The 16,648-nt window shown below is 66.0% G+C and carries 12 protein-coding genes and 1 pseudogene; 9 read left to right on the forward strand and 4 right to left on the reverse strand.

Annotation, left to right across the window (positions count from 1 at the left end; genetic code table 11):
- The first annotated feature begins 98 nt into the window (after positions 1–98).
- Positions 99–803 carry a hypothetical protein gene (locus ACI799_RS02390; protein WP_456612339.1) on the forward strand — a complete coding sequence of 235 codons (705 nt, stop codon included), beginning with the start codon at positions 99–101 and terminating at the stop codon, positions 801–803.
- Here the strand turns inward: ACI799_RS02390 and ACI799_RS02395 are convergent.
- Positions 804–1,999, reverse strand: a protein-coding gene (locus ACI799_RS02395; protein WP_456612443.1) for an IS3 family transposase whose coding sequence is annotated in 2 segments (ribosomal slippage) — positions 804–1,724 and positions 1,727–1,999 — 1,194 coding nt in all. Because the reading frame shifts where the segments join, the coding sequence is not laid out codon by codon here.
- Between the two features lie 58 nt (positions 2,000–2,057).
- Between ACI799_RS02395 and ACI799_RS02400 the strand changes: the two are divergent.
- The 7 genes and pseudogenes from ACI799_RS02400 to ACI799_RS02430 all read left to right on the forward strand — a co-directional run bounded on the left by ACI799_RS02400 (position 2,058) and on the right by ACI799_RS02430 (position 11,633).
- A pseudogene (locus ACI799_RS02400) lies at positions 2,058–2,699 on the forward strand (GIY-YIG nuclease family protein).
- Complete coding sequence (locus ACI799_RS02405) at positions 2,696–4,267, forward strand: restriction endonuclease (RefSeq protein WP_456612340.1); 1,572 nt, start codon at positions 2,696–2,698, stop codon at positions 4,265–4,267. The pseudogene ACI799_RS02400 and the gene ACI799_RS02405 overlap by 4 nt, the downstream one beginning before the upstream one ends.
- A gap of 185 nt (positions 4,268–4,452) precedes the next feature.
- Complete coding sequence (locus tag ACI799_RS02410; protein ID WP_456612341.1) at positions 4,453–7,065, forward strand: Z1 domain-containing protein; 2,613 nt, start codon at positions 4,453–4,455, stop codon at positions 7,063–7,065.
- The gene (locus tag ACI799_RS02415) at positions 7,062–8,054 is read left to right on the forward strand and encodes a PD-(D/E)XK motif protein (protein WP_456612342.1); all 993 of its coding nucleotides are present in this window, start codon (positions 7,062–7,064) and stop codon (positions 8,052–8,054) included. Before ACI799_RS02410 ends, ACI799_RS02415 begins: the two co-directional genes overlap by 4 nt.
- Positions 8,051–9,946 (forward strand): hypothetical protein, encoded by a 1,896-nt coding sequence (locus tag ACI799_RS02420; RefSeq protein WP_456612343.1) that lies wholly within the window; start codon positions 8,051–8,053, stop codon positions 9,944–9,946. Before ACI799_RS02415 ends, ACI799_RS02420 begins: the two co-directional genes overlap by 4 nt.
- Positions 9,943–10,836, forward strand: coding sequence for a hypothetical protein (locus ACI799_RS02425; RefSeq protein ID WP_456612344.1), 894 nt, complete (start codon positions 9,943–9,945; stop codon positions 10,834–10,836). The genes ACI799_RS02420 and ACI799_RS02425 overlap by 4 nt, the downstream gene beginning before the upstream one ends.
- Positions 10,833–11,633, forward strand: a complete 801-nt coding sequence (locus tag ACI799_RS02430) for a DUF6339 family protein (protein WP_456612345.1) — start codon at positions 10,833–10,835, stop codon at positions 11,631–11,633. The genes ACI799_RS02425 and ACI799_RS02430 overlap by 4 nt, the downstream gene beginning before the upstream one ends.
- Here ACI799_RS02430 and ACI799_RS02435 read toward each other — a convergent pair.
- Positions 11,630–12,001: a very short patch repair endonuclease gene (locus ACI799_RS02435; protein ID WP_456612346.1), complete on the reverse strand. Its 372-nt coding sequence runs from the start codon at positions 11,999–12,001 to the stop codon at positions 11,630–11,632. The two genes, ACI799_RS02430 and ACI799_RS02435, sit on opposite strands and share 4 nt — an antisense overlap.
- A 305-nt stretch (positions 12,002–12,306) precedes the next feature.
- On the opposite strand from ACI799_RS02435, the gene ACI799_RS02440 reads away from it, so the two are divergent.
- A complete protein-coding gene (locus tag ACI799_RS02440) occupies positions 12,307–13,356 on the forward strand; it encodes a DNA cytosine methyltransferase (RefSeq protein WP_456612347.1) in 1,050 nt (349 codons plus the stop codon).
- Between the two features lie 233 nt (positions 13,357–13,589).
- Here the strand turns inward: ACI799_RS02440 and ACI799_RS02445 are convergent, their stop codons facing one another.
- Together ACI799_RS02445 and ACI799_RS02450 are read right to left on the reverse strand one after the other, a co-directional pair.
- Entirely contained in the window at positions 13,590–14,429 is an 840-nt protein-coding gene (locus tag ACI799_RS02445) for a hypothetical protein (RefSeq protein WP_456612348.1), read from the reverse strand.
- Positions 14,430–16,565, reverse strand: a complete 2,136-nt coding sequence (locus ACI799_RS02450; RefSeq protein WP_456612349.1) for an AAA family ATPase — start codon at positions 16,563–16,565, stop codon at positions 14,430–14,432.
- Positions 16,566–16,648: the final 83 nt, after the last annotated feature.

The raw sequence follows: 16,648 nt of genomic DNA on the forward strand, positions 1-16,648 counted from the left end.
GCCTGGACTGCCTCTCACCACTGGATGACGTGTCCGGACGCGACGCGCCCAACTCCGAGACGCCGGAGGGAGCGGATACTCCCGGATACGTTCCGCCCGTGGGAGATCTGCGCAGCGGGCTATATGAGCACGTCGTTACCGAAGGCCTGAGAGGTGACCTCGCGACGACGCCCGGGGACCTGCTTCAGCTCGGCGCCCTGGACCCCGCGGACGCCCACGAGGCGTTGACCCGCCACATCGCCCAGCTCGCGAGCCGCGCGCTTCGAGCTGCCGGCGGCGGTGACACAGCGGCGATCAGCCGCCAGGTCGAGCTGACCAATCAGATCGTCCAGGCCATCGGCACCCTGGCGCCAGCGATCGCCGACGAGAGTGACGTCGTCGCAGGCCCCGCGCGGACCCTCCTGGCCGTCGCGACGCCCTCCGGCGTCCCGGGCGCTGTCACGTTCCCCGAGCGGCCTGCTGTTCCGCTCTCCACTAGCGCCCTCCTGGTAAACGGCCGGGGTCAGCCCCGCATCGGCTACGAGGTCATCCGTGAGCTGGCGTCAGCCGACGACGTTGATCTGCTCTGCGCCTTCATCAAGTGGCAAGGGTTGCGCGTCCTCGAGAAGGCGCTGCTCGAACTGCGCGAGCGTGGCGGCCGGCTGCGCGTCATCACGACCACCTACATGGGCGCTACCGACCAACGGGCGCTCGACCGCCTCGTCGAGCTCGGCGCGGAGGTCAAGGTCTCCTACGAAACGCGAACCACCCGCCTACACGCCAAGGAGCCTGACCCGGTTCTCCGGACACGTCGGGTGTGGTGATCATGCCGCCGTCTGGGCGGCGATGTGAAGGTGCTCGAACTCGATGGGGCTGCGGTAGTCGAGGGCGGAGTGCCGCCAGCGGGGGTTGTAGAAGGCTTCGATCCACTCGAAGATCGCCGAGCCGAGGTCGGCCCTGCTGGTCCAGGTCTGTCGGTCCAGGAGTTCGCGCTGCATGGTCGACCAGAACGATTCGATCATGCCGTTGTCCACGCTGGAGGCGACCCGGCCCATCGAGCCCAGCAGGCCGGCGGCGCGCAGCCGGTGGCCGAAAATCCAGGACGTGTACTGGCTGCCGCGGTCGCTGTGGACCACGGCACCGGGGTCGGGACGTCGCCGCCATCGGGCCATCTCGAGGGCGTCGACGACCCGCTCGCACCGCATGTGGTCAGCGATCGACCAGCCGACCACGACGCGGCTGAACACGTCGAGGACCGCAGCGCAGTACACCTTGCCCTCGGCGGTGGGGTGCTCGGTGATGTCGGTGACCCACAGCCGGTCCGGGGCATCGGCGACGAAGCGACGCTGCACCAAGTCCTCGTGCACGGCCGGCGCCGGACCCGCTCGGCGGTGTTTGCGCCGGTGGCAGACGCCGGCCAGCCCGCCGGCGCGCATCAGCCGAGCCACCCGCTTTCGACCGCAGGCCACCCCGAGCCCCAGACGCAGCTCGGCGTGCACCCGTGGCGCACCGTAGGTCCCCCGCGAGGCGCTGTGGACCTCGGCGATCGTCGTGCTCAGCTGCTCGTCGGAGACCTGGCGGGCGCTCGGTGGCCGGTTTCGCCATTCGTAGTAGCCCGACCGCGAGACCCGCAGCACCCGGCAGGCCACCGCGACATCGACCAGCAGGTCGGGGTCATCGGCGAGCTCTTGGACCAGTCGGTAGATCATTTTGGGCCAGGGAAGGCCTCCCGGGCAAAGTAGGCACTCGCCCGCTTGAGGATTTCGATCTCCATCGCCTGCACCCGGTTCTCCCGGCCCAGCCGCACCAACTCGGCCCGCCCATCGGTGGACAGCCCTTCGGCGCGGCCGGTGTCGATGTCGTCCTGCTTCAGCCACCGTCGCAGGCACGACTCGGCGATCCCCAGGTCGTGGGCGATCTCAGCGATCGACTTCTCCCGCCGGCGAGCCAGCTCCACCGCTCTGCGACGGAACTCCGGTGGCTTGGCTGCAGGCGTCCAGGACTCCTCTCCCGAGGCGATCCTCGCCTCAGATCAGGTGTCCGGGAAACCGGGGCAGGCTCCGTCGCCCATTCCTGCGGTGCCTGGCGTCTACGGCTGGTGGTTCGACCGCCTACCGGCGCCCATAGACGTCACTGGGTGCCATCGAGTCGACGACTTCGTCCTGCTCTACACGGGAATCAGCCCTAGCTGGCCGCCCGCGAATGGACGCCCTCCAAGCCGGGGCCAACTGCGTCAGCGCATCGGAACGCATTACTCAGGAGATGCCGAGGGTTCCACGCTGCGAAAGACACTCGGCTGCCTGCTCGCCACAGAGCTCGGCATCCAGCTGAGGCGGGTCGGCTCGGGCAATCGCCGCACGTTCGTGGACGGCGAAGAGCAGCTGACGACATAAATGTCCGACCACGCACGTGTCAGCATTGTCGCACGAGAGAGGCCGTGGGAGCTGGAAGACCGGCTGATTAGGCGGCTCGACCTCCCGCTCAACCTCGAGGGCAACGCGAAGAACCGCTTTCACCCGGAACTGGCTCGCATCCGGAAGCTGGCTGTAGCCGAGGCGGATGCGCTTCCCATCCTTCCCAACCCCGGACGCCGCGGGCGGCTTGGCCGGCATCATCCACCGATACGGAGACGAGTCGGAACCCAACCGGGCGTTGACCATCAGCCTCCGCTCTCTCCAGCCGACCTCGACTGTGCTCGCCGACGCTCTGGACGACCATGACGACGCTGCAGGCCGGTGCGCCGAAGGAACTGTCGGTCAAGGAGGCGACGGCGCATGTCGCCGAGCGCTGGCCACCTGGGCGTGTGGAACGACAGCTTCACCGGGGCACTCGAAGAGATCGCCGGACGTCAGCAGCCCAAGCAGCAACCTTGACCCGGTCTGGCGAGCGCGAGTGCGTAACTGAAATGGGGCCCTTCGGCTCGGTCCCGCCCTGCAGACAGGCCCGTGACATGCAGGATGGCGACGTGTCGCCCCGTCGGATCCGCATGCATCAGGTTCTCCGCTACAGCAACGACGGCGACGCCGCCTCGCCGACGCTCGACGGCTACACGAACTATCACTGGCTCACCTCGCCGCCAGGAGGTGGCATGCCACGGCTCATGCTGGACGCAGGCATCAATGCTCCGGCTCCGACTGACGCACCGGACGCCCGCAGACGATCCGTCATCGGAATACGTTCCAGCCCGTGGAAGGCCGGACACGACACCAATCCTTGGCACGACGAGTTCGATCTGGACCACGGGTACGTCCGCTACTTTGGCGACCACAAGCCCAGTTCGCCGGGCCTTCCGGGGACCACCCCGGGAAACAAGGCACTATTCGAGGCGCTGTCGTTCCACGCCTCCCCGGACCCCGCAATGCGCCGACTGGCTCCTCCCCTGCTCCTTTTTCGGTCCGTGACGGTGAGGCGCGATGGGCGCACGCTGGTCAAGGGCCACATCGAGTTCTGTGGCGTTGCCGTCATCGATCGACTCGAGAACGTCGTCCAGCGGGACCCGGCCACGCAGACCGGCTTCCCCAATATCGCGCTGGACCTGGCAGTGCTCAGCCTTGCCGACTCCGGGGAGACACTCGATCTTCGCTGGATCGATGACCGACGAAACCCGGAACTGACAGCTGATCAGGCCCTCGAGCACGCCCCCACCAGCTGGCGCAGATGGGTGGCCGACGGCTCGCCGTCCCTCCCTCGGGTCCGTAGGCGGGTGCAGACGTCCCGCATCCGCAGCCGCGAACAACAACTCCCGGAGCCGCGCACGCCGGGGGCCGATCTGCTCCAGACGGTTTACAAGTTCTTCGACAAGCGAAAGCACGCCTTCGAGATGCTCGCATCACAGATCGCGGCGGAGGCCATTGGCGGACAAGGGGGCACATACCGCGAGGGTTGGCTGTCGCGAGCAGGTGGCGACGGCGGCCTGGACTTCGTGGGCCGCCTCGACGTCGGGTCGCCCGGTACCAGCACGCCCCTCGTCGTCCTCGGACAGGCGAAATGTGTACAACACGAATCGTCGGTCAGCCCCGACCAGGTGGCCCGCGTCGTCGCCCGGCTCCGCCGCGGATGGGTAGGCGTGTACGTGACGACGGGGTGGTTCAGCAGACAAGCACAGATGGAGATCGTCGATGACGAGTACCCGATCATCTTGATACCGGGCATCGATGTGGCGAAGCACGTTCTGGCTCTTGCGGACCGGACGAGCAACGGCGATGTCGATGCAGTTCTGGTCCGGGCGCTGGACAGCTACCCCGAGGCGGTTACACACCGCCGTCCCGAAGAAGTCCTCTTCCGGTGACCATCTCGGCACGCCTGACTGTGCGGCGGCACGGGAAACGTGCGGCACGGGAAACGTTTGCAGCAACAGGCCCAGCCGCCCCACTGGCCCGTCTCACCCCATGGGCTCTGTCGCCGGGCTGGTCGTCGCTGAGTAGTTGCACTTCGTGACTACCCTCGCGTCGACGCACCTACGGAAGGGGGCTCGTGGTGACAGCCGCGGGGGTCACGGGCGAGCAGGTCGACCAGCTGTACAAAGTCTTCCAGACGATCACGCAGGCGATGACACCGCACGATGCGGTGAAGAGCCTGCAGCAGTTCGGCGCGAACGACACGATGATCCGCGCGGTTCGGGAACGCCATGAGGCCGAGAGCCTGCGCATCCGGAACCTCGATGAGCCGGCTGCCGTGTACCTGGACGGCCGCCAGACCTGGTACACGGGCCCCGACATGGAGAACGACCGCAACTGGCCTGCGCTCGTGAGCTCGATGAAGCGCAAGGACTTCGGCGACGACAACATCGCCTCGATCGACAAGTCGTCGACCAAGATCGTCTCTCTTCTGGACCACCCCAAACAGAACGAGTTCCGCACCCGTGGGTTGGTCGTCGGCTACGTCCAGTCGGGAAAGACCACGAACTTCACCGCGGTCATGGCCAAGGCCGCGGACAAGGGGTACAAGCTGTTCATCGTGCTCTCCGGCATCCACAACACCCTGCGCCGGCAGACACAGGTGCGCCTGGTGAAGGACCTGGTCGACTCCAACCCCGGCCAGTGGCACCAGGTGACCAGCGAGGCCCACGACTTCGTTCCCCCGCCCAACCCCAAGGCCTTCTTCGCCGCCACCGATCAGTGCCTGCTGCTGGTGGTCAAGAAGAACGCTGCGGTACTCCGCAAGCTTCGGACGTGGCTCGGGAAGGCCGGTGAGTACCTGGAGAACTGCCCGACGCTAATCATCGACGACGAGGCGGACCAGTCCACTGTCGCGACAGCGAAGATCAACCCTCTCCTCTACGACGTTCTGGACAAGTTCCCCAAAGTGGGCTACGTCGGCTACACGGCGACGCCTTTCGCGAACCTCCTCATCGACCCCTCCGCGGAACAGGATTTCTATCCGCGTGACTTCATCGTCAACCTCCCTCGGCCGAACGGTTACCACGGCACGGAGGTGCTGTTCGGTCGCGACCTGCTCGATGGCGAGGACCCGGCGGACCTGCCTGGCGGTTACGACATGGTCAGACGAGTCCCTGACGACGAGGTGGACGACCTGAAACCGCGCAACAAGAAGGAGGCCGCCGACTTCCAGCCCGCTCTAACACGCTCACTGCAGGCGGCCGTCGAATGGTTCTGGCTGGCCACGGCTGCCCGCCGCGCCCGGGGTGGCGGTAACCCGCACTCGACGATGCTGGTCCACACCACAACGGAAACGGGCGTGCACGAGGCCTTCAAGCAGCCTCTGCTCGACCTTCGAAACTCGATGCTGGACCGAATGGGTCGCGGGGACGACCCGACGATGGAACGTCTGCGGTCGACCTGGGAGCGGGAGACAGCAGACGTTCCTGCCGCCGAGTTCGGCGAGGAGAAGGTCGAGTTCGCGACCGTTCTTGAGCACCTTCCGGAGGTCGTGCGGCAGACCCGAGTGGTGATCGACAACTATCGAAGCAGTGACAGGCTCAACTACGAGTCGGGGCCTGTCACCGCGATCGCCGTCGGCGGGAACACCTTGTCGCGCGGACTGACCCTGGAGGGGCTGGTCTCGAGCCTGTTCGTCCGGGCCGTCTCGGCCTACGACACCCTTCTGCAGATGGGCCGTTGGTTCGGTTACCGAAACAGGTACGCCGACCTCCCGCGGATCTGGATGACGGACGAACTCGTCATGTGGTTCAGCCATCTGGCGACGGTCGAGGCCGACATGCGGCGCGACATCGACCGTTACATGCACAACCCCGCCGAGACGCCGATGACCTTCGCCGTACGACTCCGGTCCCACCCCAAGATGAGCATCACATCGAGGGCGAAGATGAAGTCGGCCGTCCTCGCGCACGCGGCCTACGGCGGAACCCTCGTGGAGTCCCGCTTCTTCGACGTGAGCGAGAGTGGGCGGGGCGTACTCACGGAGAATGCCGCTGCTGCCAGGGCCCTGGTTGCAGCCGCTCGGCGGCACGGCACCGACGAGACGTCGAAACCGGAGACCGCGCTCTTCACGCAGGTGCCGCTGGAGGACGTCACTGCCTTCCTCGAGCGCTATTCCTTTCATGAGCGCTCCGAGGACGGTGACCGCGGGCGCCTGATCGACTACATCGGCAAGCGAGCTCGACAGGGCGCCCTCCAGCGCTGGAGCGTGGCCGTCATCGGAAGTTCTCAGGCCAAGTCGGCCACGGGTCGATGCAGGCTCGCGGATGGCGTCGACATCCGAATGGTCAAGCGCGCGCGGCTCGGGCAGCCGTCCGAGGTGACCCCGAACCCGGTCGCAGACATCAAGACACTGTCCAGCCGTAGGGACGAGAGCATCGACCTCGACACGGGCGGAATCGACCCTGGCTCGCGGCAGCAGGTCCTGGAGCTCCGGCGGTCCCAACGACCGGACGAGGGACTTCTCCTCCTGTACCCGATCGAGCCCAAGTCCGACACCCAGAACACTGGACGCCGGCCGCTCGATGCGCCGACCGACGACGTCGTCATCGGCGTTGCGCTTCTTTTCCCCACCCCCAGTGCAGGCAGCTCGGACTCCGAGGTCGAGTACTACAGCGCGGACCTGTCCGGGGTGAGCGTGGAGGAAGAGGACATCTCCGTCCTGGACTATGACGACGAGGTCGCATGACCGTCCGCCCCAGAGATCTCGATGTGATCTGGAATGCCGCAGCCGGTCGTCCCGTGGCCACCACCTTCCGGACAGCACCGGTGGGCATCGATACGCCGCAGGGGCCCGTCCAGGCAGGGCTCGATGCTCAAGGACACCGACACTTGCTCGTGCCCCTCGGCGCCAGGCACACGCTGCAGGAGATGCGGGACGGTGACGCCGTCGTCCTTCGACGGCGAACGTTGGAGGACGCGGAAAGTCTGCAGACCTACGCCTCCCTCGAGCTCGTCGATGAGGGGCTCGCGGATCTGTTCCGTGCCTTGTGCGTCGAAGTCATCGAACGCATCGCCGCGGCCCCCGACCGAGCCGTCGCCGCACTCCGTGAGGTGCTGAGGGAGTGGCGCGCTCTTCTTGCGGGCAACGGCCGCCTACTCAGCGCCACGGCCTTGGCCGGCCTGTTCGGGGAGCTGCACCTGCTCCGATCGGCACTGCACCGCGACCCAGGTGCCGTGGCCTTCTGGACCGGTCCCAACGGCTCCGCCCAGGACTTCCACCACGGTCGCCATGCCGTGGAGGTGAAGACGACGACTGCTCCGGAGGGGCGATCGGTCCGAATCCACGGAGCGGACCAGCTGGATGTCCAGGCGCCGGGCCGACTGCTGCTGCACTGGCTGCGCGTTCGCTCGGACCAAGGCACGTCCGTCCCGGAGCTGGTGACGGAAATTCTGAACCTGACGGATGACAGCACCACCTTGCGTCTGCTGCTGCACAAGGTCGGATATCGCGAGGCGGACCGGCAGGTCTACGACCGCACGAAATTCGAGCTGCTCGAGGAGCGGGTGTACGAGGTGGGCCCCGGATTTCCACGTGTCACGCCGTCGGGGCTCACAGGGGACGCCGCGGTCGCGGGCCTCGGCTCCATCGACTACACACTCGACCTCGATGCCCCCTCCGCGGACGCTAAGCGGGTGGGTGTGGAGGCGGCGGACTTTCTGCTGGAGGCACCGTGATCACACCGCGCTGGTGGTCCCAGCCCTTCCCTCCCACCGGCGCCATTGCGTCGGAGGGCATTCGTAACCAGCTCGGCCGGCCGCCGGTCGATCCCCTGACGGTCTTCGTCCGGGAGACCGCACAGAACTCCTGGGACGCCCGCCTGCCCGATATGGAGACGGTGTACCGCCTGGAGTTGACGACGGTCGCACCCACCCACCGTCCGACATGGGAGCGACTGCTCACACCGCCGACCGGCGTGCAGGAGCATCTCGAGGTCGGACGCGCCGTACGGACGCCCAACCTCCGCCTCCTGTCGGTGGTCGACCGGGGCACGAAGGGGCTCGGCGGCCCGACCCGAGCAGACCAGCTCGCAGACGGGCGACGCGACTGGATCTCGTTCGTGCTCAACGTCGGCGAGAAGCGGGACACCGCCCAGGGCGGCGGCACGTACGGCTACGGCAAAGCCGTCCTCTATCGCCTCTCCCGTGTCGGCACGATCCTCGTCTACACCCGCACGGCCGACGAGCACGGAGAGCTCTCCTCCCGCCTCATCGGGATCGCGCTCGGCAGCTCCTTCGACAATCGCGGTCGCGTCGACGCCGAGAGCAGACCCTTCACCGGGCGGCATTGGTGGGGCGACGTCCGTGACGACCATGTGGAACCGCTCCTCGGCGAGGATGCCGACGAGGCTGCTCGGTCGCTGGGACTCACTCCCTTCGGCCCCGGGGAGTCCGGTACGACCCTGGTCGTCATCGACCCCGACCTGGACGAATTCGACGACATGGACCACGCAGCACGTCATCTGGCCGACACGATCGCGTGGCAGCTCTGGCCGATCATGCTCCCCGAGCGCGGTGCCCAGCGCCTGACCCCGGAGGTCGTGTCCGCCGGAGTCCCTCACCCGGTCCCCGACCCGTCCCGGACCTACCCGCTGCGGATGTTCGTCGCGGCGTACCGCGGCCTGAAGTCGGACGGCGCAACCACGCTCGAGAGTGGCAATCCGAGGAAGCGTCTCGGCCGCTTCGCGCTCGAGCGCGCGGTGGTCGTTCCCATGGCTCCCGGTGCCGCTTCCATGGCCGCCGGGTTCGCCGGGGTCGAGGGCGATCCGCACCACGTGTGCCTGATGCGTTCCCCCGAGCTTGTCGTCCGCTACTACGAGGGCCCGACCACCAGTTCGGTGCACAGCGTCTATGCGGGCGTATTTCGCGCCGACGACGATCTGGACGAGGTCTACGCCGCCTCTGAGCCCCCTACGCACGACAACTGGGTCTACGAGCAGTTGACCGGCCCCGAAAGGACATTCGTCCGGGTTACCTTCACCCGCCTCCGTGAGCAGCTCGCCGTCTTCCGGGCGCCGGTACAGGCGGCAGTCTCCACCAGGTCGCGCACCGCCCTGGGAGCCGCGAGCAACTACCTGGGAGGTCTCGTCGCGGCCGCATTCGCGCACGTGCCGGAGAACGCGACCGCTTCTTCGGGCGCACACCGTTCTCAGGGCGCCGCAACCGCCGGGGCCACACCACGCGCCTCATCCGGTGCAGTCGACGACCGACGGCCGGCTGCCTCCGCCAGGGCGCGGGTGACGACGCTTGTGGAGCCCCACCTCGAGGAGATCGAGGGAGCACTCGTGGTGGTCGCCCGGTACGGCATCGATGCCGTCGGCCCCGTCCGGTTGGAGGCCCGACTGGCCGTCGCGACCTGGGAGGGACGTGAGGACGAGCCCCCGGCCGGTGCCGAGCGGCCTCGTGTCAGGCACTGGAGCACCCCCCACGGCGTCGTCACGGGCGACACGTGCACGCTGGTCGGGCCGACCGAGGTGGACCTCGTGGTGACCCCCGTGCCGGACACCGCGACCGAGATCGGGCTGGTTGCGACGCCCTCGACCGACACCGTTCCTGCGAGTGCCACATGACACGCGTCTTCCCGTTCCTTCGCCCGCCCAGCGACGTCGTGACCGTGGGCCCGTGGTCCCGTCTCACCCCCGACGGGGGGGAACCCCTCCCCGACACGCTCACCGACTGGGACTACAGCACCACGCTGTCCCTGCATCGACCGCTGAAGGTCGACGGTCTCCGCCTGCGCCGCCTCAGCGGTCTCCCGGAGGACGCGGCCATCGACCTGAGCGTCCAATGGTTGGCCACGAACTCGGCGCTGCGCGGAAGGGCCTGGCGCTCCGAACTTCCCGCCGACGACGGCTCGGACATCACCATCGATCTGTCGCTCCCCGGGGACGACCTCGGAGGAACCCTTGAACTCATCACCAGCGCCACGCTCCGGCGTCCCGCTCCAGGGTCATCCGTGGCAGCGGCAACCCGGCCCGGCAGCGTGCTCTGGTCGGACCGCCAGCGCGTGCTCCTCGAAGGCGACAACACCCTCTTCCCCATTGCGACCGCCGACTTCCACGACCTGCCGTATCCCACCGGCGCCGGCTGGTATCTCCACATCGAGGAGGACCTCGAGGCGGCCGCCCTCGGTTCGATCCTGCTGGTGGTGAACGAGCGCCACGACGTCGTCATGCAAGCAGTCGAGGCGGCCTCTTCTCCCACGGAGGCCGATATGCGGGTTTTGTCCGCGCTGCGTTCTGACGTCCTTCGTGTCCTCGTCGAACGTGCGCTCACGAGCGAGGACCTGACCGAGGAGAGCAACTACTCCGTCGGCTCGCTCGGCGCCCTGCTCGTCACCGTCGTCCGTAACGCCTTCCCGGCCTTCTCCATGGAAGCGCTGCGGCGAGAGCGACAAACGGCGCCCGCCCTGTTCAGCAGCCGGCTCCAGGAGAGCTCACAGATGCTGGTGGGCTCATGAGCGTTTTGTACCCCCGGCTCTTGGGCGACGCCGCGAAGAAGCTTCATCAGGAACACCTGCAGTCGTCGATCACCGAACTGAGCGGCCAGCATGCCCTCCGCCATCCTGCGGCTGTCTTCGCTGCCACGGGCGGCCGACGCGTCACGCATGGCGAACTGCAGCAGTTGCGCGACGACGTCCTCGATGCCGCCCGCCGTGCCGGCTTCCCCGACGAGGGACGGCGGCAGAATCGGGTGTCGTTCGACCTCGAGGTCGCCCAACTCCTGCACGAGAGGTGCGGCCTGGTCGCCGGCGAGGCCGCCGTACGACCGATCTGGGCGTTCCTGGCGCTCGTGCTGCTGCCCGACGTCTCCTACTGGCGCTACCCGCGGCCTCCCGGGGACCGCGTCCTCGGCACGGACATCACGCGCCATGTCTGGGGACGACTGTGGTGGCGGGCGCACCTCTTGGCCCTGCCACGGGAGTACGACCGGTACCGACTGCTCGAGACCTTCGGCGAGGCCGCCTTCGACCAGATCTTCGCCCGCCGGCGATCGATCGGCGGCAGCCGAGCGCTCGTCCGAACGATTGCCGAGATCTGGCCCGCAGTGGACCACGGGCGAGTACCCGAGCGGGAGGTGCTCATCGACGTGCTGAAGCGCCTGTCCCGTTGGGGTGCCGTCGTGGAGTTCGAGTCGCTGGACGACGACGAGCTGCGACGTCAGGTACTGGACGCCGCGAGCGAGTCGGCCGCGCGCTTGCGCGCACGGGCACCATCCGAAGGACCACGGCACGCCGGCGTCCGATCAGGGCACTAGGCTCCGCGCACCACGTGCTCGATGACGTCGACCGCGGCCCTCGGGTCCTCGTGCTCCCAGAAGCGCAGCACGGTCCACCCCAGCTCGCCGAGATGCTCGTCGGTGTGCCTATCGCGCTGCTCGTTCCGCTCCAGCTTGGCGACCCACCACTCGCGGTTGGCCGTCGGAGTGGTGGCGTGGACCGGGCAGGAATGCCAGAAGCAACCGTCGACGAACACGGCGACCTTCCGGCCGAGGAAGACCATGTCGGCCCGCCGTCGTGGCAGTCCAGGAAGCGGGGCATCCACGCGGTAGCGCAACCCCCGCCGGTAGGCCTCCCGGCGGATGGCGACCTCTGGGGCGGTGTCCCGCCGTCGCGCCCTGCTCATCCGCGCCGCCACTTCGGGGCTCGATGCCGGCGGACGATCGGTCACAGTCCTTGCCGCCGCTGTCGTACCACGGCCGTATCCTGCGCCGGCCCCGCGACAGCGGCAGCCGTGGACACCGGTTCGACGACCGAAGTGTCAGTCGGCGCGCTTACCGTCGCCCCCGACTCGCGATCGATAGGGTCGCGACCAGGAACGCGGGCGCCATCTCCAAGGCGGCCGCGCCGGTTGGAACGGTGGGGGCTACCTCGGTGCAACAAGCTGACCGCGAGGCACATTCGAGCCAGTCAGGCACCCGACCGCTACGGGTGATCGACCTCTTCGCCGGCTGCGGAGGCCTCACGGCCGGATTTGCGTCGACAGGGCGATACACCCCGGTCGCCGCTGTCGAACACGACCTCGCAGCAGCCTCCACGTACGCCGCCAACTTCGGCGAGGACCACGTCTACTGGGGCAAGATCGAGGACTGGGTAAAGGGCGAACTGCCGGAAGCGGATGTGGTCGTCGGCGGGCCTCCGTGTCAGGGCTTCTCGAACCTGGGCAAGCGAAGCCCCCTCGATCCCCGGAACGAGCTGTGGCGTCACTACATGGAGACGCTCATCGCCGTCCGCCCGAAGGCCTTCCTCATTGAGAACGTCGATCGCTTCGGTGCGAGCGATCAGTTCCAGATGCTTCAGCAGGAGACCCTCCCTGGGGGCCTGCTCGAGGACTACGAGATCGACGCGCGCCTAGTACGCGCCACCGACTTCGGCGCGGCACAGCTTCGCAGGCGGTTCATCGTCATCGGGACTCTCCGCGACCTTCCTAAGATCCTGGTGCCGACCGGTTCGGTGCCGAAGAACGAGTGGAAGACGGTGCGACAGGCCCTGGAAGGTCTCGCGCCGGACGTGGACCCCCGGGATCAGCTGCTGCCTTCGGCGACGACACAGTACTTCGGGAGGATCGTTCCCGGCGTCTTCAAGTCGCCCGACCTTCACATCACCCGCAACTACACGGACAAGTCATTGGAGCGATTCGGGCACATCCGCCCTGGTGGCAATCGGCTTGACCTGCCGGACCGCCTCAAGGCTCCGTGCTGGATCGGCCATGACAAGGGCTCAATGGACGTCATGGGTCGGATGCACTGGGACCGACCCTCAGTCACAATCCGGACAGAGTTCTTCAAGCCCGAGAAGGGCCGCTATCTGCATCCTGACGAGCACCGCGCCATCACTCATCACGAGGCTGCCCGACTACAAGGGTTCCCCGACGAGTTCCAATGGTGCGGATCGAAGCTCGAGATTGCCCGTCAAATCGGTAACGCGGTGCCGGTAGAGTTGGCAGGCGCCTTAGCAGCACATATCGCGTCCGGAGTTTGACAAACTTCGACTAAGGCCTCGATCGCTTCCGCGTACGTTTCGCGGCGAGGCTTGGCCTTGCTCCCAGCCTGCAGAGACGCTTTCGTCGAACGACAGGGCTCCCGACCGCACTAGTCAGCGGCTAGGCCGGCCAATATCGTGATCACAGCACGGTCGGCAGCGCGACAGCCGGAGACGGAGTCCCAAGTCTCGGAACGCTACACACGATGATGCACCCCATATCGAGGGGCGATTCAAGAACCATCGCGGGCATCTGTCACCCCTCCTAGTATCTCATCGAGCTTCTCGCGATACGCCGCACGAGCAGTCGTGCAAAAGGGCGCCGCAGCGGAGGCGTACTTCTCTCGAACACGGCCCAGCTCCGCCGCCACCGCGGCCCGACCGTCCCCTGCACGACTAAGCGCGTAGCCCACGGCTAGCCGGACCTCTTCCTGGATCTTCGCCCTTTGCTCATCGAGGAAGGCATCGTCAAGCTTGCACACGTCAATGGTTGCAACGCCCCGAGGGCTGGAGTTGACCGGGGCGATAACACCGAACAACCCGAATTGCAGGTGCTCTTCCGGCTTATCAAAGTATGGATTCAACAAGAGTGGTTGCTCGATTGCATCCAGAGCCGATATGTCGCTGGGGTCGGCGAGATCGTCCGGGGAGAACACGCGCGAGCCAGCAATCGGGAACTGACTCCCCTTTCCTGTCCCCGAGTTGCAGCGGTCGCACGCCGGGACCAGATTTCGCCAGTCGTAAGCTAACCAGTCGTATCCGCCATGCTCCACACCACTTTCGTCCTTCACACGTTCAAGCTTCCCCTCCGGGGCGCGCACGGTGACGGCACCTTTAGGTCGGTAATGCTCGGCCGCCCCAAAGGATCTACCAAGCAGCCATTCACAGTAGGCGCACTTGCCGTAGAAGACATGCTCGAGGAGCCACTCCTTCAGTTCTCCCCAGATGCGAGACTTGAGGTCCTGGCCCTTCTCAGCGTCAGCGAGAGCACTTCCCGCCTTCGCCAACCATTTTTCGAAGTGCGTCCGCGCTGGCTCGGCAAGCGCATCTGGGTCGAAGAATATCGCGCGCACCTATACACCCTCGCGAACATCCGCCAGGATAGAGGCAGCCTCCGACACAAGCGCAGCTTTCTGCTCCGGAGTGAGGCGGCCTACCTTCTCACGAAGAGCAATTTCCAGCAGTTCCGCAGCTTCGCGCCGAATGGCGGATTCCGCTACTCGAGGAACACGCTCTCCCAGCTCCGCCTCGAGACGAACCAAACGACCCGATTCCTCAGATGTCAGTTTTGGGGATCGAGCGAGTAGACTCTTGTACTCTTCTATGCGGTTAGCTGTAGAAACGTCTCTACTCTCCGCCAATTCGAAGGCAAGGTCGGTCAAGATCTGATCCGCGCGCCAGCCTTGGTAATCCGGAAGGTGCACGGCCGTGACTACTCCGTCTTCATTTCGGCGTAACCGAACTATCTCGCCCGGCCGCATCGATCCCACAATTAAGGGCGAGTGTGTGGTCGCAATGAACTGAACTTTCGGGAAAATCGCCCGAACCCTCGGCACTATGACTCGCTGCCATTGAGGGTGAAGATGAGCATCAAGCTCGTCTATGAGGACCAGGGCGTGCGAGCGTCGGATCGCTTCGGGCGGCAGGCCTTCGCCGCCCGTCACTTCAATCAATCGCCGAAAGAGCGTTCCTACCCAGGATACTGTCGACAGAGTCCCCTGACTCAAGGAGTCCAACGGTACGACACCTGACCGTGTTCGCACAAGCAGCGACCATCCCTCAGGATCAATACCGGCGTATCGAATATCTAAGCCCGGGGTGAGGTCGCGCCAAAGATCGAATATCGCACTCAGGTGGCGTTGCGCCAGGGCAGCATCACCGAACGCCTCACCCCCTTCCGCCCTTACTGCTAGATTCGTCAACCATTGTGCGAGGTCATTCACTCGAGTGTCCGGCACACCACGCCGCAGGGATGACATGTCACTGTCGTCGGGCGCATCCCTACCGAAATCATCTGCGGCACCCGAAGGCCGGAGGATCCGCGACGTGCGCAAGGAGGAGAAGCCGAGGGTGAGCAGCTCTCCTGTCTGAACTGGCGTGGGACCACTGCTTTCGACAACCACGCCCTGGCGCTCGCGGATAAGCCGGGTAACGTATCGCGTTTTCCCGATTGTGAGCTCAATCTCGCCAGCCTTCGACTGTGAAGACAACAGTCGCTCGGCATCACTAGACCTCCCACTGCGATCGCTCAACGCTAACGCTATGGCTCTGAGGACGGTCGTTTTGCCCGCCGAGTTGTCGCCGAGAAGTATTGTCCAGCTCGGCGACAGGTCGATCGTCAGGTCTGGAAAGATGCCGATGCCCCGTAGTCGGACACGACGAAGCGGATCCTCCCGCAGCGACGGCGCTCGGGAATAGCTCGTCTGCATCGGGCGCCCGAGGCGGCGAACTAGGTTACTGATCCGGGCCGCCAGCGAAGATCCAGGGAGGTCCAACCATTCCAAGCCGTACTTTGCGCTTAGCAATTTGCGGTACGTCGCTTCATGGCGAGATCGACCCAAGAGGGCATAATGGCTGAACTCGGTGGTATTGGATGAGAACGCGAGCACTCGCAGCATCTCATCGATATCAAAGCCGGATAGTCCGACAAAGAGGCCGATATTGGTGGATAGTACCGACGACAGAAGTTCGCTAAATTCAGCACTACGTCCGACTCTCCGCTCAAAGTCGGCAAACGACAGGCCAATCGAATCCGGGGCTTTATTGTCTCCCCACGGCTTTAGAACCAGTCGTCGATACTGGGCAATTTTGCTTGGCGCGGGGATCTTGTCGGCGGGCGTCAAGACAAGCGTTTCCGCCGTAGAGAAGTCCCGTTCGAACCTGTCGTCCCAGAGAAGCGAGACAATCACTGAGAATGGATACTGGCGCAGGGCGCTCACGGAGGCGCTTAGGCGCTCAGGCGCGCCCTGGCTGGCGATTCGCTTCCACAACTCAGCGCGCGGAATCGTGGAGCCGATTAGATCCAGAAGAGGGTCAAATCCCGCACTTCCGGCACGGGGATCTACCGGGCCGAACTCGTCCGCGACACCTAGGAAATCCGCAAAGTGTCGGACAGCTTTGTAGCGGGGCGACTGGGCAGCCGGATCTACCTCCGGCCCCAAGATCAGCACGGACCTGCCAGCGCCGATCCCCTGGAGGAGTTCCTGCACGGCCGCAATCTCTGTATTCATACAGTTCCTCCGCTACAACTGAGGAGGACGCCTGGGCTGCTCGGCGAGCCGGATCGCAGGCG

Source organism: Blastococcus sp. SYSU DS0753, from assembly GCF_054051175.1.

Excerpts from the sequence above, each read along its gene's own strand:
- ACI799_RS02435 (WP_456612346.1), bottom strand. The coding sequence starts at position 12,001 with ATGAGCAGGGCGCGACGGCGGGACACCGCCCCAGAGGTCGCCATCCGC.
- ACI799_RS02415 (WP_456612342.1), top strand. The coding sequence starts at position 7,062 with ATGACCGTCCGCCCCAGAGATCTCGATGTGATCTGGAATGCCGCAGCC.
- ACI799_RS02405 (WP_456612340.1), top strand. The coding sequence starts at position 2,696 with ATGACGACGCTGCAGGCCGGTGCGCCGAAGGAACTGTCGGTCAAGGAG.
- ACI799_RS02430 (WP_456612345.1), top strand. The coding sequence starts at position 10,833 with ATGAGCGTTTTGTACCCCCGGCTCTTGGGCGACGCCGCGAAGAAGCTT.
- ACI799_RS02425 (WP_456612344.1), top strand. The coding sequence starts at position 9,943 with ATGACACGCGTCTTCCCGTTCCTTCGCCCGCCCAGCGACGTCGTGACC.